Origin of the sequence: Latilactobacillus graminis DSM 20719, from assembly GCF_001436415.1 — a bacterium.
In the GTDB taxonomy this organism is placed as follows: Bacteria; Bacillota; Bacilli; order Lactobacillales; family Lactobacillaceae; genus Latilactobacillus; species Latilactobacillus graminis.
Genome location: NZ_AYZB01000001.1, coordinates 69,638 through 90,143, shown reverse-complemented (window position 1 = coordinate 90,143; position 20,506 = coordinate 69,638). Strand labels below are relative to the sequence as shown.

Below are 20,506 nucleotides of genomic sequence, written 5' to 3'. Positions count from 1 at the left end.
CAAAGACGGTTGGCATATCATGCAATCAAAGAAGCCGGTCAGAGCAAGTTCTTCAAGATAATCTTTTTTCCAGAACTTTAAGGTAGATAGACCTAATAAAGTGTGGTTGGCCGACTCGACAGAATTTTCATATGGTACATACCGACCGTGGCTCAGAAGGACATTTAGTCGTTACTTTGATCAGGATGAAGTGGTTAGAAGTTTGTCACGACCAGCAATACCATACGATAACGCTCTGATGGAGTAATTTAAGAACCGTTGGATAAGCACGTCAGCTAATGCCAAAGACCTATCAAGAATTTGTAAGATTAGTTGAAGAAGACATCGAGTACTTTAATTATGGGCAATCGTTCAATACAAAGAAATGGCCTTACCCCAGATGAATACTGAGATAAAGCCATTTAGAAATATATTAAATTTTATATTATTTCATCCGTCAGCTTGATAGGCCCTAGTACAATGTTATTGCTCTTTTTTGGGACTTGGTAGGTTAATTTGGTCGCATTAGCTGCCTGAGTAAAGTTAGATGTTTCTATGATGTTGCATTACTTACAAAATCGCTTAATTCTGTGCCGGTTTTACCAGCGCTTAGCCCCACCTGTAGTTTTAAACGGGCTTTTGGACCGTTTAAGCCTTGACAGAAAGTAATGCCCATCTGTTTAAGTTTAATCCCACCGCCTTCATAATCATAGACGTCTTCGGCGATGCCGTTAAAACAACGTGAGACTAGAACAATGGGAATATTGCGCTTCAACAAGGCGTGGAGCGCGGGTAGCGTTGCTGGTGGTAAGTTACCCGCACCTAAAGCTTCGATGACTAATCCTTTTGTAGTTGGTTGATCAATGGCTTCGAATAATGTGCCATCCATGCCGGCGTATGCCTTCAAAAGATAAACAGGTTCAACTAATGAATTGATGTTACAGATTTCAGAACGAATTAATTCTTGAAAGAAATTCGCACTATGCTTGCTGACCAAGCCAATTGGGCCAAACGTTGGCGTTCTGAAGGTTGCAACATTCGTGGTGTGTGTCTTGGTGACATAGCGTGCGGTATGAATTTCATCGTTCATCACAACCAATACGCCTTTGTCACGGGCATCATCAGAAGCAGCCGTCCAGACAGCACTGATTAAATTGTGCAAGCCATCCGCTCCGATTTCGTTGGATGAGCGCATTGCACCAGTGACGATGACCGGGATGCTATTTGGAAGAGTGAGGTCTAAAAAGTAGGCTGTTTCTTCGAGCGTATCGGTTCCGTGGGTTACTACTACGCCGTCAATCCCGGCTTCTTCAGCTTGTTGAACCCGATTTTTGAGCTTGAGCATGACAGCAGGGGTGATGTGCGGTGAAGGTAAGTTTGCGAATTCTTCACTTTCGATGATTAATTGATGATCGAACAGTTTTTCAAAACCGGTCATTGGATTTTTATCTGTGGGAGCAACTGCCCCATCTTCATCCGCAGACATTGCGATTGTACCGCCTGTATGGAGGACTAAAATTTTTTTCATATTGTACGAGCACCTTTCTTTAATTCCGCATTACTTATGAGTTATTATAGCAAATTTTAGTGGCGAGTTGCTGAGAAAAAATCAATTGCTTGTAATTAAATGATGGTGATGCTATATTTAGGGGGTTCTAAAAATTCGGAGTAGGACTGAAGCGTTAAGTGCTGGTGGAACGGAATGTGAACGCCAGACGAAAAGCAGCAATGCTTGCGATTTCAGTACCGCATTCGCCGCAGTGTTATTTGTGGCAGCTCCAAAGGGAGATGCTTTTATGATGAGAGATCAGATGCTTGGTGTAAAGCTAGACACCAGACGCGTAGTTTTACTAGCTGTTTTAATTGCTTTACAATTGGTGATTGCACGGTTTGCAATTTCACTCACGATTTTCAGAATTAGTTTTGGCTTCATCGTGACTGCCTTAATGGGCTGGTGGTTTGGTCCATTTTGGGCAGGACTTGCAGCTGTGATTGGTGATTTAATCAACAGTTTGATGATTGGTGTGCCAGGCGGATACTTTCCTGGCTTTACATTATCGGCGTTCTTAGGGGCCTTTATTTACGGTCTCTATTTCTATCACGAAAAAATTACTTGGTGGCGAGTGCTTGCCGCGGTTACAACGGTTATTTTAGTTGTCAATCTCGGTTTAAATTCATGGTGGGTTTCAATTATAAGTCATACACCATTTGGCTTTCACTTTACCGCACGAGCGATTGGTGAAGCCGCAACGTTGGTCGTGCATCCTGTTATTTTATACATTGTAATGCACTTTGAACCAATTATTAGATTAAAAAATAGAATAATATAAATAGAAAAGGCTAAAAGATGACTTTTAGCCTTTTTTAAAACTAGATATTGACAGCGCTTTCTGTAAGTGGTACGATGATTATATCAATTAAGGATTGTTACTGATTCGATCAGGCATTACCTACTGATAACTGACATATATGCCAGTTATCAGTAGGTATTTTTTTATGAGGAGGACATAGGATGTATTTCATCAAGAAAATTAACAATAATGTTGCGTTAGCAAAAGATGAAAATAATGTCGAATGGATACTTCTTGGAAAGGGCATTGGGTTTGGTAAAAAAACCAATGATTTGCTTGATCAAACTGAAATTGATCGACGATTTAAGGCTTTGGAAGAATTTGGCAATCATCAGGCCATTGCAAACATGGTTGGTCAGATTGATGGAAACATATTTCAATTGGCAAGTGAAGTGAGTGACCAGGTTGCAGCGTTTTTAGGTATCAGGTTTAGTAATTATAACTATTTGGCACTTGCTGACCATCTAAGTTTTGCTTTAGAGCGAACTCAAAATGGAAATGATTATCCCAATGAGTTTCGTTGGGAGGTCCAAAATCTTTATCCTAAGGAATATCAAGCTGCAGAAATGTCACTGAAATTTATTGAACAACGGATAAAGGTTGCATTACCACAAAGTGAATTAACTTTTTTTACCTATCATTATGTAAATGCACAGAATAAAGAAACGCAAATTGAGGATACCATTGAATTGACCGCAATGATTAATCAAGTTTTAGAAATTATTAGTTATCACTTTCAAAAGAAATTGGCTGTTAATTCGATGAACTACGCAAGATTTTTAACGCATTTACGCTATTTTATGATTCGCCAATTAAATAACGATCTTGGTGGATCTGATTTGGATCCGATGATTAGTACTGTTATAAAAGAAAAATATCCACGTGCCTACCAAGCAGCTAAAAAAATTCAATTATATTTAAAAAAATCTAGAAATTGGGATATTTCGCATAATGAAATGATGTACTTAACGTTGCACATCTGGCGATTAACAAGAGAATAGAAAATTTAGGATTGTAACTGACTCGATCAGGCATTACCCAAATATTTTTCAAAATTAGTAATGAAAATCATTATAAATTTTGAAAAGTATTTGGGTATTTTTATTCCTAGGATTCTGGCCAAATACTAGGGAAACCTGAATATGTGTTGAAAATTGAGGAGGGATAATAAATGGTAAATAAGAATGAATTAATTGCAGACCAGGTTCTTAAAAATATTGGCGGTAAAAGTAATGTTACAAATGCGTGGCACTGTGTGACTAGATTACGATTTAATTTACAGGATAAAAATTTAGTCAACATTGATACAATTAAACAAATTAAAGGTGTTATGGGTGCCCAATTTGCGGGGGACCAATTTCAAGTGATTATTGGAAATACTGTTGACGATGTTTTTGAAGCGGTTGAAAAGAAACTAGGAGGCGCTGCTAATCGTTCTGATGATCAGCAAACTGGTGTTGCAAAAGAAGGAATCATATCCAAATTAATGGATGTTATTTCAGGAATTTTTACACCGATTCTACCAGCGTTGGCGGGGACGGGACTAATTAAGGGAATTCTAGCATTGGTCGACGCTTTAGGCTGGCTATCGGATAAAAGTGGTTTGTATCAAGCAATTTTTATGATTTCTGATTGTGTCTTTTATTTTCTGCCATTTTTCGTTGCTGTTTCAGCGGCAAAAAAATTTAAAACGAGTGAATACTTAGCACTATGTATCGCGGGTATTATGCTCTACCCGACAATGATTACTGGGGTAGCCAATATAGCCAAAGGCGGTCCTGCTTTCATTAAACTCTTTGGGCTGCTGGCAATCCCGTTTATTAGTTATACATCATCGGTTATTCCGATTATTTTAGCGACCTGGTTTTTAGCGTATGTGCTTAAATGGGTGAAAAAATGGATACCAAGTACACTCACGATGATGTTTACGCCGATGGTGACTCTTTTTATAGTTGTTCCAGTAACATTAATTGTCCTTGGGCCTCTAGGCACGTATGCAGGAAATATTGTTGCGGATGGGATTTCTTGGCTCTTTGTGCACGCGGGACCATTAGCCGGTGTTGTATTAGGAGCATCTTTCCCATTAATCGTGATGACCGGGATGCACTATGCTTTTGTGCCGATTGTCATGAACAATTTTAGTGTTACGGGTTACGACACAACGGTTATGCCAATTAATTTTGTGACCAATATGGCACAAGCTGGCTCAGTATTTGGTGTTGCTGTTCGCACGAAGAATAAAGCGACTAAGCAGTTGGCTATATCAGCGGGGATATCTGCGTTATTAGGGGTTACTGAACCAGCAATGTATGGGATTAATTTGAAATTTAAAAAACCGTTTTATGCAGCTTTGATATCTGGTGGGATTGCCGGCGGAATTTCAGGATTTTTTGTAGTCAAAGCGTTTGCGATGACTGGTTTGACTGGTTTAACCGCGTTACCTGCTTTTATTAGTCAAACACATCCAATGAATTTAATTTATCTAGTGTTAGCAATTGGATTAAGCTTTGTACTTGCATTTGTATTGACGATTGTATTTGGCATTAGTGAATCAATAGAAGAATCGGCAGAACCAGTAGGTAAGGTGCAAGTAAATAATGAAAAAGCAATTGAACATTCAATTTACGCACCAGTTAAAGGCGAAGTTGAACTATTGGCAAATGTGAATGATCCAACCTTTGCTCAGGAAATTATGGGAAAAGGAATTGCAATTGTGCCAGAATCAGACGAAATTGTTGCACCAATTTCAGGGAAAATTATGATATTACCCGATTCTAAACATGCAATTGGAATCTTAGGTGATGACGGAACTGAACTTTTAATCCATATTGGAATTGATACAGTTGAATTAAAGGGTCAATATTTTACGCCTAAAATAGTGGTGAATGAGCATGTTGAAGTTGGCCAGCCGATTATGTCAGTTGATTTTGAACAGATTAAAAAAGCGGGATATGATCCAACGGTAATGGTTATTATTACGAATACAACTAGCTTTTTAGACGTACTACCAATGAATGAAACGGGTATTATTTTTCCAAAAGAACAACTATTAGTAGGTATTAAATAAAAGGAGATGGCAAATATGTATCAGACAAATTTCCCCAGAGAATTTAAAGAAGGCTTTCTATGGGGCGGTGCAACTGCAGCCAACCAAGTTGAAGGTGGATGGAATATCGACGAGAAAGGCTTAACAACTGCTGAAGTGGTTCGTAAAGCAGAAAACAGAACTGAATTAACCTTTAACGAAGTTACTAAAGAGTCTATTAAAGATGCGATAGCTGATTCAACAGATACGTTATATCCAAAGCGTCGAGGTGTAGATTTTTATCATAATTATCGCGAAGATATTCGCTTATTTGCTGAAATGGGGTTTAAAGCTTATCGAATGTCAATTGCTTGGGCGCGTATTTTTCCAAATGGAGACGAATTAGAACCAAATGAAGCTGGTTTGGCGTTTTATGATCGGGTTTTTGATGAACTGGCTAAATATAATATTGAGCCAGTTGTAACCCTTTCGCATTATGAGATGCCATTAGCTTTAACAGTAAAACAAAATGGATGGGTAAGTCGCAAGACAATCACTAGTTTTACGCGCTATACGGAAGTTGTTTTTAAGCGCTATCGGAATAAAGTCAAGTATTGGTTAACTTTTAATGAAATTAACGCGGGAACTTTCGGTTTTATGGGAACAGGAGCAGTTGATAGTGCATTGTCCGAAGATGAAAAACTACAGCTTCGGTACCAGGCATTGCATCATCAGTTTATCGCAAGTGCTTTAGCAGTTACCCAAGGGCATACAATTAATCCAGAATTTAAGATTGGTAGTATGCTTGCAAGAATGCAAACTTATCCATTGACACCAAATCCTGTTGACGTACGTGCGGCACAAGAAAATGATAATTTAAATTTATTTTTTACAGATGTCCAAGTTCGTGGAGAATATCCTGAATTTATGAATCGCTATTTAAGCGAACATCAGGTTAAGCTTGTCATGGAGCCCGATGATGAAAAAATCATTAAAATGGGAACGGTCGATTTTATTAGCTTTAGTTATTATATGTCAACAGTTACTTCGGCAAATAATGCGGGTGATAAATCGGTTGGTAATATGTTAAATGGTGAGAAAAATCCTTATTTAGAAACAAGCGAATGGGGATGGCAAGTTGATCCGGTTGGATTACGGATATCTTTAAACGAAATGTGGAATCGTTACCATGTGCCATTGTTTATTGTTGAAAATGGTCTAGGTGCTGCAGATCAATTAGAAGCTGATGGATCAGTGCATGATGAATATCGAATCAATTATCTTCGTGAGCATATTACGCAGATGAAAGAAGCTGTAAAAGACGGTGTCGATTTGATGGGCTATACAATGTGGGGCTGCATTGATTTAATCAGTGCCTCAACATCAGAAATGAGTAAGCGATATGGCTTTATTTATGTTGATCAAGATGACGATGGTCATGGTTCACTAAAACGTTACAAAAAGGATAGCTTTGATTGGTATCAACATGTGATCGATACCAATGGTCGTGAAATGTGATATCCATTTATTAAAGGCAAGGGACTGTCTATTCAAACGAATTGCAGACCTTGTTTTTTTATTTTTTAGAGGAATCGGAATGTCAGCTTGAAGCTAAATAGCGCAGTCGATTTAATTTCTGATTTATGCTAGAATAACAAAGATTATAAGCAGAAGAAGGATGAAATCATGAAGTTATTGGCAATGGATACCTCGAATCAAGCAGTGAGTGTGGCGCTCCTTGACGATCAGCAAATTTTAGGTGAAATGACTGTTAATATTCGCCAAACACATAGTCAAACTTTACTACCAATGGTTGATCAACTGTTAAAACAAACGCAGACGGCAATTGAAACGATTGACCGGTTTGTTGTTGCTGAAGGTCCCGGTTCTTATACAGGCTTACGAATTGCGGTGACAACTGCGAAATCTTTTGCATGGACACTGAATAAGCCGTTAGTCGGAATTTCAAGTTTAGCATTATTAGCTGCGAATATAGTGGATACGACGGCACTCATTGTGCCATTATTTGATGCTCGTCGTGCGAATGTTTTTACGGGTGTTTATCAATGGCAAAGTGGCAGCTTACAAACAGTCGTTGCTGATCAACATGTTTCAATAGAAACATTATTGGCACGGTTACAACTATTAGCGGAGCCGGTTTACTTCGTCGGGAATGATGTCGCTCATTTTAAAGAAGAGCTACAAGCTGCTCTGGGCAGTAATGCCCATTTTGTCGGAGCTAACCATAATTTACCGCATGCAAGTGTCTTGGGAAAATTAGGGTTGCTTGCTGAACCAGTGGCGGATATCCATCGCTTTGGACCGGTTTATCTAAGAAAAACCGAAGCTGAAGTTAATTGGGCAAAAACGCATGATGAGCGAGGCACCGAGTCATATGTGGAACAAGTTTAGAGAATATCTCAAGCCTCAGATTTGGATAAAAAAAGAAATGCCTTATGCCACTCGGCGAGTGATGATTGATGGGACAACGTTTTATTTAGCACGTGCTAGTCAAAATGATATTACAGCGCTTTTGGATATTGAACGAGCAGTTTATGCCGGCCAGACCCCTTGGAATCGGTGGGCTTTTACCAATGAGTTAAGTAAGCAAAAGACATCATTGTATCTCGTCTTGTGTCAGGGGACTGAAGTTGTAGCGTTTGTTGGTGCTTGGTTTACAGCTAATGAAGCCCATATTACGAATATTGCAGTGCATCCCAGTTATCAAAAACGGGGCATTGGGCATTTTTTAGTGCACGAGATGGTTAATATCGCCCATGATTATCCCAGTCAAAAAATTACATTAGAAGTTCGTGCGAGCAACACAACAGCTCAAGCAGTATATCGAAAATTGGGCTTTACGATTGTACGAACGCGCCCGAATTATTACATTCAAGAAAAAGAAGATGCGTTCAGTATGCGTCGAGTATTGAATCAATAGGAGTAAAGCTATGTCCAAAAAAAGAGAATTAATTTTAGCATTTGAATCGAGCTGTGATGAAACAAGTGTGGCGGTCATTGAAGATGGCCATCGTATTTTAAGCAACATCATTGCTACTCAAATTAAAAGTCACCAGCGTTTTGGTGGGGTGGTACCGGAAGTGGCTAGCCGTCATCACGTTGAACAAATTACATTTTGTACCCAAGCAGCGCTAGAAGAAGCGGGAGTCACCTATACTGATTTAACGGCAGTTGCAGTGACTTATGGGCCAGGATTGGTTGGCGCTTTATTAATTGGCGTGACAGCGGCCAAAGCAATCGCATATGCGCATCATTTACCATTGATTCCAATCAATCACATGGCGGGGCATATCTATGCAGCACGGTTTGTTAAACCGCTAGAGTATCCGTTGTTGGCATTGCTTGTTTCAGGGGGTCACACAGAGTTAGTATTAATGGCGGCCGCTGGTGAATTCGAAATTATTGGCGATACGCGGGATGACGCCGCGGGAGAAGCTTACGATAAAATTGGTCGGGTCCTAGGTGTGCCTTATCCAGCGGGAAAAGAAATCGACCGGCTGGCGCATTTGGGCCAAGATACGTTCGATTTTCCACGAGCGATGCTTAAAGAAGAGAATCTCGACTTTAGTTTCAGCGGTTTGAAAAGTGCTTTTATCAACACGGTGCACCATGCTGATCAAATTGGTGAAACACTGAATCGTGAGAACCTGGCTGCGAGTTTCCAAGCTAGCGTGGTCGAAGTGTTAACGGAAAAGACAATGCGGGCAGCACGACAGCTGGATGTCCATCAGCTTGTTGTGGCTGGTGGAGTAGCTGCCAATCAAGGCCTACGTGAAGAACTAGCGGAAGCGATTAAGGCTTCCGGGCTCGATTTAGATTTAATCGTGCCACCACTACGATTATGTGGTGACAATGGGGCGATGATTGGCGCTGCTGCTCACATTGAATTAAAAAAGGAAACGTTTGCGAATTTAACCTTAAATGCTGTTCCAGGACTAGATTTTCCATATAGAGCGTAATCTAAGAACTTAAAAAGACCTGTCAATGAGATATCTCTCGTTGACAGGTCTTTTTCGTTGCGCTTAAATGGATTGTTTAACACTTTGGGACGATGTATAGAGAGTTGCTGGAAGGGCTGTAATCAAGGGGCTCAAAGCCGTAATGCCAATCAGCGTTAAATCATGCATTGCCCGTGTTATGAGTGTATAAAGTAGGTCTGTGTCCGTCTGATTACCAAACGTAGTACGCGAAATATCATAGCCGATAACGGCGTCGAATTCCAATCCTTTTGCTAGGTACAAGGGAAGGATTAAAATACCTTTAGGTAAGTTACGCGTTGTTTCACTAATCAGTGAGACATGTTCGTCCGGTGTTAAGCTGACGTATAGTTGATGGGCAATCTGTTGATTCTTGGTAAGAATGGCAACCGTTGCATGTTTGGCCTGAAGGTGTAAGATCTCTTGTGTTAACGTAGCTAACGCTTGGTTGCGTGGTGTCTCAATGACACGTGGCAAGCGACCATCACGGTTGAAAGCCTCGAGCTTAGTTTCCTTTGGTAAGAGGGCTTTGGCGAAGTTAGTAATAGGGGCGGTAGCACGATAACTTTTAGTTAAACTAATTTGATTAATTTTCGAATCGGGGAACGCAGTGGTCAATTGATCGATAAAATGACCAGTTTGATAAGTCGCCGTGAAGACATCTTGGGCATAATCGCCGAGTACCGTTAATTTTGCGTTTGGGAAAGCGTGGTGGATATAGATGAATTGGGCGATACTGTAATCTTGCATCTCATCAATGAACAAATACTGAATACCATAATTTTGACCACCATCAGTTAATAAGTCACGAAGGTATAAGATAGGGGCTGCATCACTGAGGCTAACAAAGTGGTGCTCATTATTATCGGCGACTTGGCGAATCATTGCTTTCCAAACGTTAACTGGAATATCAGCAGGACAAGCTGTAGCTAAGAAATGCTGATATTCGGTTGCTTCGTCAAAGAAATAGTCATTGTAAATTGCTTCATAAAGCGGTGCGAAATAATGTTGGACGATTTTACGGGCGATGAAAGCTTGTTCGTCATCACCAGAATCGAATTCACGCTCGCCAACAATTGTTCGATAGGTATCATCGGATAGTGTGTCGATTTTTTCGGCAACCCAGTCAAGGTGTACTTCGAGATTGATTTGGCGCTTTAAGCGTTTAATTAATGTATTCTTAGTTGCACGGAATTTATCGCCGGGCAACATGTTTGCAGGTAAGCCAAGATAGATTTGATTAATCTGTTTTTTAGTAAAAAATGGGCGTTCTTCGAAATATAAATCGTTGAAAGCAATCGGTTGCGTGGTAGCTTGCTTGACATAGGCTTCGATGGCCTGCATGAAGCCTACACTTTCTTTATACCGCCGCATTACTTGTGTCAACTCTGGGAAATTTGCTTGGTCTTTTTCGAATCGATCGAAGAGATTTTCGACTTGTAATCCTGTGAAACGATGACTTAAGAATTCTGCTAGTGTTATTTGCCGCATATTTTTTTCTCCCAGGCTAGGTAGTACTTCTGAGATATAGTGGCTGAACAGGCGGTTGGGTGAAAAGAGAACCATCTGGTCGGCTTCGAGTTGACGACGACTATGATAGAGTAAAAAAGCAATTCGTTGTAAGACAGCTGAGGTCTTACCGCTACCGGCGACACCTTGGACAATGAGTAAGTCGGCGGTCGTGTCACGAATGATGTCGTTTTGTTTTTTTTGGATGGTGGCGACAATATTTTGCATATATTCATCACTCTGCTCACCAAGAACGGCTTGTAAGAGTTCATCACCGACGGTTTCGTTGGTGTCAAAGACATGTTCAATTTGGCCGTTTTGAATCTTGAATTGTCGTTTGAGCTTGAGTTCGACTTTGACAGGGCCATTTGGAGTCTCATAAGTGACGGGACCAAGGGTGCCATTATAGTAGATACTCGAAACTGGGGCCCGCCAGTCGTAGATTAAGAAGTTATCCTGATCGTCGATAAACGTCGCGGTCCCGATGTAAAGTGATTCGGTTTCACCATCTTCGGTGATGTCAATCCGGCCAAAATAGGGCGAGTTGATTAAATCACTTAGGCGAGCCTGTTGGTTAGTCAATAATTTTTCATTTTCGACTGCCACTGCGACTAATTGTTTTTGTTGTTGAACTGCGGCATTGGTTTCCATCCGGTCATCAATTTCAGTAATATTGACTTTGGTATTATCACCATAGCGTTGTTCAATATCTTTCGTTTCATCATAGGCGTTGGCCAGTTGTTGGTTGATCACGGTGAGGCGTTGGTCGATTTGGCCAATAGTCCGGTCGACACGGGCTTGTTCTTGTCGTTGCGTTTCTTTGTGTAACATGGCAACCTCCAATTGTTAGTTGTTATATTATAAGCGTCTTCGTTTAAAAAAGCGACCGATTGACATTCATTTTAAAATCCGTTAGTATGACAGTAATTCAACAGACAAAGTGAAGGATAAGTAGCAACTTGCATTTTCTTGGACAGGAAGCGGCGGGACTGAGAAGTCGTCAAGAGCCAGTTGTGAATTGGGCCTTCAATCGGGAATTGGTGAATAGCCAGTTCGGGTAGCCCCCTTATCGCATGAGTGGCACGGGTTATATACGTGCAATTTAGGTGGTACCACGTAGAAGCGTCCTAATTGTTTAATCACAATTGGGACGCTTTTTTAGTTGATAAATCAAATTGGAGGGTATTATTATGCGTAAAAAAATTATCTTAACGGGTGATCGACCAACCGGTAAATTACACATTGGGCATTACATCGGTTCATTGCGTAACCGGGTGGCAATGCAAAATTCAGGTGATTATGAAACATTCATTATGATTGCCGATCAACAAGCTTTAACGGACAATGCCCGTGACCCTGAGAAAATTCGAAATAGTCTTTTCCAGGTAGCTTTGGACTATTTATCAGTTGGCATTGATCCAGCTAAATCAACGGTTTTCGTACAGTCGCAAATTCCTGCATTGAGTGAATTGACGATGCATTATTTAAATCTTGTCACGGTTTCACGATTACAACGTAACCCAACCGTTAAAGCTGAGATTCAGCAAAAGAACTTCGTCCAAAGTATTCCAGCCGGCTTTTTAATCTATCCAGTTAGTCAAGCTGCTGATATCACGGCATTTAAAGCGACAACAGTCCCGGTCGGCGATGATCAAGAACCAATGTTGGAACAAACGCGCGAAATTGTGCGGACCTTCAACCATGTTTACGGTCAAGATATTTTGGTTGAACCAGAAGGTGTTTTCCCACCAAAAGGTGAAGGACGGCTACCTGGATTAGACGGTAACGCTAAGATGAGTAAGTCATTGGGGAATGCAATTTATTTATCAGACGACGCTGAAACGCTTGAAAAGAAAGTGATGTCAATGTACACTGATCCATTGCATATTAAAGTGACAGACCCCGGACATATTGAGGGCAATACGGTTTTCACCTATTTAGACGCGTTTGATGATGATCACGAAAAAGTGGCTGAATTAAAAGCGCAATATCAAGCTGGTGGTTTGGGCGATATGAAAATTAAACGCTACTTAAACGAAGTCTTACAAGCTAAGTTTGCACCAATTCGTCAACGGCGAGCAGAATTTGAAAAGCAGCCGGAAGTAGTTTACAAAATGTTAGCAGAAGGTAGCCAAAAGGCAAATGCAGTTGCAGAACAAACGCTGAAAGAAGTGCGCGATGCAATGGGCATTAATTACTTTAAATAAATCGAATTAAATACGGAAACCAATTGAAATAGCCTTGAATAGGCATGTTTAATTGGTTTCCGTATTTATTTTTAACGCTATATTAAGAAGCTTTTTTATGGTGATTTAAGGTTGTATGTGAGAAACTCAATTCAAGTCAGATGTAACCGCTGTTTTGGTGTATAATTTGGGTTGTTATTGGCACATGGATAAAGGAGAATTGATATGCATGATCTAACCAAGGGAAATCCGTTAAAATTAATTATCTTATTTACTGGTCCGTTATTGATTGGTAATATTTTTCAGCAGCTTTATAGTGTTATTGATACTTTAATTGTTGGGCGGACAATCGGCGTTAATGCCTTAGCAGCGGTCGGTTCAACCGGTGGGTTAAACATGTTAATTATTGGGTTTTGTACTGGGACAACCGCGGGATTGTCAATTCTAACGGCACAGCGATATGGGGCACAAGATTATCGTGGCGTTAGGCGTAGTTTTGCGACGAGTATTTTGATTAGTTTAGTGATCACGATTATTTTAACGATTATTAGTCTGTTATTTGCCCGCCATATTTTGGTAGTGATGAAGACGCCAGCGAGCATCATTGTAGATGCCCAACGGTTTATCACAATTATCTTTGGTGGAATTTTTGCCTCGATGGGGTTTAATTTGCTATCCAACATTATTCGCGCATTGGGAGATAGTCGGACGCCTCTGTTTTTCTTGGTCATTGGGGTGATTGTTAATATTGTTTTAGATTTTATTTTTATTCTAGGTTTCCACATGGGCGTTGAAGGAGCTGGTTTTGCAACGGTCTCGGCGCAAATTATTGCAGCTAGTTTATGTTTGATATATATTTATCGCCGCATCCCAGTGCTTGTTTTACGACCGAAAGATTTTCGTGTGACCCGTCAAGAGGTCATTGATCATCTTAAAGTCGGTTTGCCAATGGGATTTCAATCATCCATTATTGCGATTGGTTCAATCGTTTTACAAATTATGTTAAACACTTTAGGTGCAAGCGCAGTCGCTGCTTATACAGCTGCTGGAAAGATTGATCAATTAGCAACCCAGGTTGGGAATTCGTTTGGGATTACATTGGCAACTTATTCGGCGCAAAATTATGGTGCGCGCGAATATGGTCGGATTAGAAAAGGTGTACGACAGACATTAATGGTTTCAATTCTCTTCAGCTTAGTGATGGGGGCGCTAATCATTGCCTTTGGGCGGCCATTGGTCAATCTCTTTATTGGAAATAATCAACCGCGCGTGACGGAGTTGGCGCAAATCTACTTCCGCTTTAATAGTAGTTGTTATTTTATTTTAGCAATCTTATTCGCCATTCGGTACACTTTACAAGGTTTGGGTCAGAGCTTTGTGCCAACTATCGCGGGAGTTGCCGAGTTATTCATGCGAATTTTTGCAGGGATCTTTCTTGTACAACAACTTGGCTTCATGGGCGCGAGTTTAGCAAATCCACTAGCTTGGATTGGATCATGTTTGGTGTTACTAAGCTCCTACTTTAAGACAATGCATCAATTGAAGCAGCGTGAGGCTGGTAAAAATCAGGAACAGTGATTCACTCAGCACTGTGCAACATGATGTGACTGGAGAATTTTAATTAGAAATCTATAAACGAAAAACGCCGTCCCACGATTGAAATGGGGCGGCGTTATTTTGGGGCACTAAGTTTCATTTGCGACCATCAACTGGCACAGTACGCTATGGTAAATCGTTGCCGGCCGCTAAGTACAGATCATACCATTCTTTTCTAGTTAGGGTAATTCTAGCGGCAGCGCAGATTTCTGTTAGACGGGCAGGATTCATTGTACCAACCACGACTTGGATACTAGCAGGGATTCTTAATAACCAGGCACTGGCAATTGCGTTGACGTTGGTATCGTGTGCTTGTGCGACCTTTTTTAAGGTAGCATTTAGCTCTGGAAATTTTGGATTATCAATAAAAACACCCGCAAAAAAGCCATACTGATAGGGGCTCCATGCTTGAATGGTCATGTTAGACAGACGCGAATACTCTAATAGACCACCATCATGTTGAATACTACGGGTGTCGTTCATATTGGTGTGCATACCAGCATCAAGCATACCAGTGTGCATGAGACCAAATTGAAGTTGGTTGGCAATTAAGGCTTGTGGCACCGCTTGTTGTAGTAGGTCAACTTGCATGGGATTGAAGTTACTAACGCCGAATTGACGTACTTTGCCACTATTTTGTAATTGTAAGAAAGCTTCAGCAATTGCATCAGGTTCCATGAGCGGATCTGGCCGATGTAGTAATAAGGTATCAACGTGATCGAGTTGTAAGCGACTCAGACTGGCTTCAACCCCTTCGATAATATGGGCTTTTGAAAAGTCGTACATATTTTTACCAATTCCGACTTTGGTTTGAACGAGTACTTGATCACGGTCGATATGACTGGCTTTAAGCGCCTTACCAAATTTAATTTCAGAGGCACCATCGCCATAAATATCAGCATTATCAAAAAAATTAATGCCGTCTTCATATGCTGTTTTTAACATTGTCAAGGCTTCTTGATCGTTCAATTGTGGGATGCGCATGACGCCCCAGACGATGGGAGAAGCCATTAAGCCGCTACCGCCAATATTGATTTTTTGCACTATCAATCACTCCCTTTATTTGATGCCGTTAACCTACCATAAAGTATCATTAATGAAAAGAAAAGGCTTTCTTAATTTTCAAGTCGTTGTCGATTGCATTATTCTGTATACTGTTAATAACAGACAGGAGACAATAAAGATGACAGATAAAAAAGTACAGGCACCACGATTAAATCCACAACTTGAGACGGCACAGCTTACCGATTTTGAACCAGATGAGACTTATGATGGCTTGCTTTTCGAAGAATTGACGTTGAAACAAACTGTACTAGAAATGTTGTTTTTTAAAGGTTGTTTATTTAAAAATTGTCAGTTTGAACAAGTCGATTTTACCAACTGTGATTTTCAAGATGTCCAGTTTGAGCATTGTGCATTATTAAACTGTTCACTGACCAACGATGCTTTTCAACGGGTCGCGTTTAATGGATGCCAGTTAATTGGGACTGATTTTGCTGAGGCTGGTCTGAATGATGTCACATTCGCTACTTGCCAAGCAGACTACACGGGCTTTAATTTTGCGCGGATGCGGCATGTGGACTTTAAAGATTGTCATATGCAAGAAGTCTCACTCGGGCAAGTTGATTGGCAGTGGCTGACGATGGTTGGCAATCAATTGAACGGCATGGACATGACTGGCACGAATTTGAAGAATCTGGACATCAGTCAGAATCAATTCGAAAAAGCGACCTTCACGCTCGAATTATTACGCGGGGCGACCATCAGCACAGAACAGACGCTCGTGATTATGAGCGCGTTGCGAATTAACGTCCGCTAGCTTGCCGGTTTTTTTTAAAAGGCAATTATCAGACAACTGATCGTTGCGATGAGCATCACAAGCACGGCGAAGAAATCTTGGTGCAACAGCTGGCAGAGGTCGCTGATACATAAAGCGATGAATAAAATAAGTGGGATTTTAAGGTTGGCTTTCATTGGTCATTACCTCGTACTTTAATCTGAAAAGGCAGCGACAAAATATTGTGGCTGCCTTTTCGTTTGGTTTTAATAGTTAATCTTGTATGTTAATTCAATAAAATGACCGATTTGACGGCTATTGACAAGTTCCAATGGCATATCGGTTAAGTGCGTGCTGACCAGTGAAATGCCGTCCCCCAAGAGAACTGGCGCAATGGTGATGATGAGTTCATCGACCAATTGTGCTTTAAGCAATTCGGTGAAGATTTCTGCACCGCCCACGAGCCAGATATTGCCGCCCGCTTCTTTTTTTAATTGACGCATGAACTCAGGAATATTCCCAGCAACGACATGTGTTCGATCTTCTGTATCATGTAACGTTTTTGAGAAGACATAGCCGTTTTTATCTTGGTAAGGATAGGTGCCGGCTAATTTAAGACTTTGTTCATATGTCTTACGCCCCATCACGACGGTATCGACAGTGCGTTGGAAAGCTTGAATTGCAGCGTCTGATTCAGATGAATCGAGTGCAGCTAACCAAGCTGTACTACCATCTTTTTCAGCGATGAAGCCATCCAGACTCTGAGCAAGGTATAAAATTACTTTTCGCGAATTTGGTTCGGTCATAGTCAACACGTCCTTTAAATTAAGATTACCTTTATTATAACAGTTTTAACCGCTTTCATACATTCTAAACCGTTGGTAATTTGACTAGATTTGGCTTATCATGAAAAGCAAAGCTGTTTACTCAAAGGAGACCAAAAATGACAACTACTGAATTTTCCCCAGAAATCCAAAGTTTAATTGACCAAGTTCAAAAGAATTATCCACAACCCATTAAGATCCGGGTCGCAGACGCAGCGTCTGGGATGTTAAAACATGATCAGGCACAACGCGTTTTAAATAACGATGGCAGCTTGGCAATCTTAATTACCGATGCGACAGCGGCCGATTATGCGCTATCACACGAATTATTACACTTACTATTATTATCAATCGGTTTTCCACAAATCATGACCGATGTCACCACCCAGGATGCACAACTTGATGAACAATTGGTTGCGACCGGCACAACGTTGTACAATGCCGCTGTGCACATGGTAATTCAAAAAGAACAAGCAGCACACGGCTTTGTGACCACTGAAGCGAAACAAGCCTACCTTGAAGGACTTCGCGATAACTTAACCTTGGAAAAAGACGATCCCGAAAATAAATGGGTCATTTTCCGCGTATTAACCCTGTTAGATGCCCTCATCTTCTTTGATGGTGGCAATCAACAGCTGTTGAAACAATGGACGGCTGATTATCCAATTGCGTTTGCCCAAGCCGAAATCCTCTATCGAGTGTTGGCACGCAAAACAATTGATTCACCATTCACGTTACGGCGGGCTGTGATTAACTTGTGGATTGCGTTTGACCGTGTGTTATCAACCCTTGGTTTTGCTGAAACAAACCTTCAGCAACTCTTGACGTTGACGCCGGTTTTAAGTGAACGTCAACTACGCTTAGAAGTGCGCCAAGTCTATGATATTTTACATTCCGAAAATTTATTTGCGACGGCAACGAACCAAAAAGCGTATGTTGGAATTGGTAAGAGTGATCAACAAAATGCTTTTGTCTTAGGGATTCCAGAAGACAAGGCAACACCGGAATATTTCAAACGATTGTATGATTTATCAGTGCAAGCCTTCCTAGATGAAATTGGGATGCCTTATTCATTAAGAAAATGAGTGCGTTCAAGTTGGGCATCTTTTGAGCATTAGCACAGGGAAGTGAATTAGCGATGCAATCGCTGATTTGCCAAATGTAGTTAAGCGCAGGAATCAGTTTCAAAAAGCATGTTAAAAAGGAGTGATGGTGATGACTTTTAAATCAATGTTGCAAGTGGCCCAGCATGTTGTTTTCTTGACGGGTGCGGGGGTATCAACGGCTTCTGGCATTCCAGATTATCGATCGAAAACGGGGTTGTATCATCAGCAAGCCAATCCAGAATATTTATTAAGTCACACGAATTTGGTCACCCATCCAGCCAGTTTTTATGAATTTGTTACGCAGCAGATGTATTTTCCAAACGCGAAGCCCAATGTCATTCACCAAGTGATGGCGACAATTGCGAATCAAAAGGGGCAGATTATCACCCAGAATGTTGATGGGTTGCACACAAAAGCAGGCGCGCGAGATGTGATTGAATTTCATGGTAGTTTATACCGTGTTACCTGCCAGAAGTGTGGTCAATCTGTGCCCTATCAAGCGTATTTAACCGATATGCATCATCAAAACTGCGGCGGTATTTTACGGCCAGACATTGTCTTATATGAAGAACCGATTGATCCGACGGTGATTGAACAGGCCATTCAAGCGATTGAAGCGGCGGATTTAATTGTGGTGGTTGGGACATCATTTCGTGTGTACCCCTTTGCAAGTTTAATTGAAGATCGTTGCCCAGATGCTCAATTAGTGGCGATTAACCAAGAAATATTGCAGTTTGAAATGCCAGTCACCATGATTCAAGCGGATGCGGCAACCATTTTTGCTGCACTAGCAACTAAGGAGTGAGCACATGTTAATGGAACACTACCAAAAAATTGATGTAATTGATGCCCAATTAGCGGCTTTATTCGAAGCACGGATGCAAGCCATTAAGCAAATTGCGACGATTAAGCATGAACAAGGAATCGGCTTGACCGATATCCAACGCGAAAAAGCGGTGCTGGATGCGCGTCTGGCCGCAGTTGAGGATCCAGCATTGGAAGCATACGTAAAAGATTTGTACCAAATGCTGATTTTAATTTCGAAACAATATCAAGCAAGATTGATGAAGGCGATGAAAGAAGCAGAAGAAAAATAATATGGGAAGAGCGAATCGGAGACGGGCCGCTCTTTTTTGATGGAAACGTGCTTTGGCATGTAACAACTTTCGCTTAATCTAAAAATGGAAATCATGGTTGAGAAACGCCATAATCTTCATTTTTTGTTAATCCTCAAAGCCAACCCGTTCAACTCAGCACGCTTTTCTTTAATATGCTAAAATGAAACTAATTTATGAGATGTGAGGCGCTTGAACTGTGACTAAACGACGCTATAATTTAGCGGTAATTCGCTATCGCGGGACATTACTATTATTGAATCGGATTAAGCCGCCATTTGCTGGGCTTTGGAATGGTATTGGGGGTAAAACAGAACCCGATGAGACGCCAGTCAGTGGCATGCAGCGGGAGTTGTTTGAAGAAACCGGACTACAGACCAACCAATACACCCTTCAAAATGTAGGCTGGATTGATTGGCATATTGATGGTGCACCGATTGCGCCGATTGATATTTTTCTGGTCGATATTTTACCAACGGTGCAACTACCACTTTATCCGGTGGGGATGCGCGAAGGGGTATTACAATTATTTGAACCAGAGTGGGTACAAGATACTGATAATCAAGGGATAGTGGCCGACTTACGGGCCATTCTACCAACCGTTTTAAGCGGTCAGCTCAATCAGTATCACACGGATTTTCATGAAGATCAGATGATTTTCTTCGAAGCAAGCCCAATTACTAAGCCAAGAGAAGGAGAGGAAACACTATGATGACAAAAGATCAGACGTTGATGGTCTTGATGGTTTTAAAAAAGAAATTACAAGGCGTTCGTTTTATGCGCGTCATCGAAGAAGTATTTTCGTTATACGTTATTTTTAAATTTCTGGCAGCAACGGATCAGGTTGAATTTTTGGGGGTTTCATTTACCGAAGGCCGAGCAATTAGTTTAATGTTCTTATTGTTAGCAATTGACCTCAGTTTATCGCAAATTCGGCTAAATTATAAACGAATGGGACAACAATTGATCGCATCGTTAAAAGACTTAACCGAGCAAGAAGCTTTATTCATTCAAAAATTTCAACGCTTTTAGGGGTGTCA

19 protein-coding genes and 1 riboswitch are annotated in these 20,506 nt (G+C 40.9%); of the genes, 15 read left to right on the top strand and 4 right to left on the bottom strand.

What is annotated here, in order from left to right:
• Window positions 1-532 precede the first annotated feature (532 nt).
• Window positions 533-1,507, bottom strand: a complete 975-nt coding sequence (locus tag FC90_RS00405) for an asparaginase (protein ID WP_057907329.1) — start codon at window positions 1,505-1,507, stop codon at window positions 533-535.
• Window positions 1,508-1,641: 134 nt separating this feature from the next.
• Window positions 1,642-1,739: riboswitch (THF riboswitch) on the top strand.
• 36 nt (window positions 1,740-1,775) lie between these two features.
• Between FC90_RS00405 and FC90_RS00400 the strand changes: the two genes are divergently transcribed.
• From FC90_RS00400 to tsaD, 7 genes are all read left to right on the top strand, one after another.
• Window positions 1,776-2,309: a folate family ECF transporter S component gene (locus FC90_RS00400; RefSeq protein WP_057907328.1), complete on the top strand. Its 534-nt coding sequence runs from the start codon at window positions 1,776-1,778 to the stop codon at window positions 2,307-2,309.
• Window positions 2,310-2,491: 182 nt separating this feature from the next.
• Complete coding sequence (locus FC90_RS00395) at window positions 2,492-3,331, top strand: PRD domain-containing protein (RefSeq protein ID WP_057907327.1); 840 nt, start codon at window positions 2,492-2,494, stop codon at window positions 3,329-3,331.
• 170 nt (window positions 3,332-3,501) lie between these two features.
• Window positions 3,502-5,397, top strand: coding sequence for a beta-glucoside-specific PTS transporter subunit IIABC (locus FC90_RS00390; protein WP_057907326.1), 1,896 nt, complete (start codon window positions 3,502-3,504; stop codon window positions 5,395-5,397).
• Between the two features lie 15 nt (window positions 5,398-5,412).
• Window positions 5,413-6,873, top strand: a complete 1,461-nt coding sequence (locus tag FC90_RS00385) for a glycoside hydrolase family 1 protein (RefSeq protein ID WP_057907325.1) — start codon at window positions 5,413-5,415, stop codon at window positions 6,871-6,873.
• Between the two features lie 168 nt (window positions 6,874-7,041).
• Window positions 7,042-7,767 (top strand): tRNA (adenosine(37)-N6)-threonylcarbamoyltransferase complex dimerization subunit type 1 TsaB, encoded by a 726-nt coding sequence (gene tsaB, locus FC90_RS00380; protein WP_057907324.1) that lies wholly within the window; start codon window positions 7,042-7,044, stop codon window positions 7,765-7,767.
• A 37-nt stretch (window positions 7,768-7,804) separates the two neighbouring features.
• Window positions 7,805-8,296, top strand: a complete 492-nt coding sequence (gene rimI, locus FC90_RS00375; RefSeq protein WP_057907323.1) for a ribosomal protein S18-alanine N-acetyltransferase — start codon at window positions 7,805-7,807, stop codon at window positions 8,294-8,296.
• 10 nt (window positions 8,297-8,306) lie between these two features.
• A complete protein-coding gene (gene tsaD, locus FC90_RS00370; RefSeq protein WP_057907322.1) occupies window positions 8,307-9,335 on the top strand; it encodes a tRNA (adenosine(37)-N6)-threonylcarbamoyltransferase complex transferase subunit TsaD in 1,029 nt (342 codons plus the stop codon).
• 63 nt (window positions 9,336-9,398) lie between these two features.
• On the opposite strand, the gene helD is transcribed toward tsaD, so the two are convergent.
• A complete protein-coding gene (helD, locus tag FC90_RS00365; protein WP_057907321.1) occupies window positions 9,399-11,693 on the bottom strand; it encodes an RNA polymerase recycling motor HelD in 2,295 nt (764 codons plus the stop codon).
• A 359-nt stretch (window positions 11,694-12,052) separates the two neighbouring features.
• On the opposite strand from helD, the gene trpS reads away from it, so the two are divergent.
• Window positions 12,053-13,069, top strand: a complete 1,017-nt coding sequence (trpS, locus tag FC90_RS00360; protein WP_057907320.1) for a tryptophan--tRNA ligase — start codon at window positions 12,053-12,055, stop codon at window positions 13,067-13,069.
• 204 nt (window positions 13,070-13,273) lie between these two features.
• The gene (locus tag FC90_RS00355) at window positions 13,274-14,626 is read left to right on the top strand and encodes an MATE family efflux transporter (RefSeq protein ID WP_057907319.1); all 1,353 of its coding nucleotides are present in this window, start codon (window positions 13,274-13,276) and stop codon (window positions 14,624-14,626) included.
• 144 nt (window positions 14,627-14,770) lie between these two features.
• Here the strand turns inward: FC90_RS00355 and FC90_RS00350 are convergent, their stop codons facing one another.
• Entirely contained in the window at window positions 14,771-15,688 is a 918-nt protein-coding gene (locus tag FC90_RS00350) for an aldo/keto reductase (RefSeq protein ID WP_057907318.1), read from the bottom strand.
• A gap of 139 nt (window positions 15,689-15,827) precedes the next feature.
• Between FC90_RS00350 and FC90_RS00345 the strand changes: the two genes are divergently transcribed.
• Window positions 15,828-16,463, top strand: coding sequence for a pentapeptide repeat-containing protein (locus tag FC90_RS00345; RefSeq protein ID WP_057907317.1), 636 nt, complete (start codon window positions 15,828-15,830; stop codon window positions 16,461-16,463).
• A 224-nt stretch (window positions 16,464-16,687) separates the two neighbouring features.
• Here the strand turns inward: FC90_RS00345 and FC90_RS00340 are convergent, their stop codons facing one another.
• Window positions 16,688-17,227 carry a dihydrofolate reductase family protein gene (locus FC90_RS00340; RefSeq protein ID WP_057907316.1) on the bottom strand — a complete coding sequence of 180 codons (540 nt, stop codon included), beginning with the start codon at window positions 17,225-17,227 and terminating at the stop codon, window positions 16,688-16,690.
• Window positions 17,228-17,364: 137 nt separating this feature from the next.
• Here FC90_RS00340 and FC90_RS00335 point away from each other — a divergent pair, with 137 nt between their 5' ends.
• The 5 genes from FC90_RS00335 to FC90_RS00315 all read left to right on the top strand — a co-directional run bounded on the left by FC90_RS00335 (window position 17,365) and on the right by FC90_RS00315 (window position 20,498).
• On the top strand, window positions 17,365-18,330 hold the full coding sequence (locus tag FC90_RS00335; RefSeq protein WP_057907315.1) for a hypothetical protein: 966 nt from the start codon (window positions 17,365-17,367) through the stop codon (window positions 18,328-18,330).
• Window positions 18,331-18,457: 127 nt separating this feature from the next.
• Window positions 18,458-19,156: an NAD-dependent protein deacylase gene (locus tag FC90_RS00330; RefSeq protein WP_162258670.1), complete on the top strand. Its 699-nt coding sequence runs from the start codon at window positions 18,458-18,460 to the stop codon at window positions 19,154-19,156.
• A gap of 4 nt (window positions 19,157-19,160) precedes the next feature.
• A complete protein-coding gene (locus FC90_RS00325) occupies window positions 19,161-19,448 on the top strand; it encodes a chorismate mutase (protein WP_057907313.1) in 288 nt (95 codons plus the stop codon).
• Window positions 19,449-19,665: 217 nt separating this feature from the next.
• Window positions 19,666-20,178, top strand: coding sequence for an NUDIX domain-containing protein (locus FC90_RS00320; protein ID WP_057907312.1), 513 nt, complete (start codon window positions 19,666-19,668; stop codon window positions 20,176-20,178).
• Entirely contained in the window at window positions 20,175-20,498 is a 324-nt protein-coding gene (locus tag FC90_RS00315; RefSeq protein WP_057907311.1) for a hypothetical protein, read from the top strand. The genes FC90_RS00320 and FC90_RS00315 overlap by 4 nt, the downstream gene beginning before the upstream one ends.
• Window positions 20,499-20,506 lie beyond the last annotated feature (8 nt).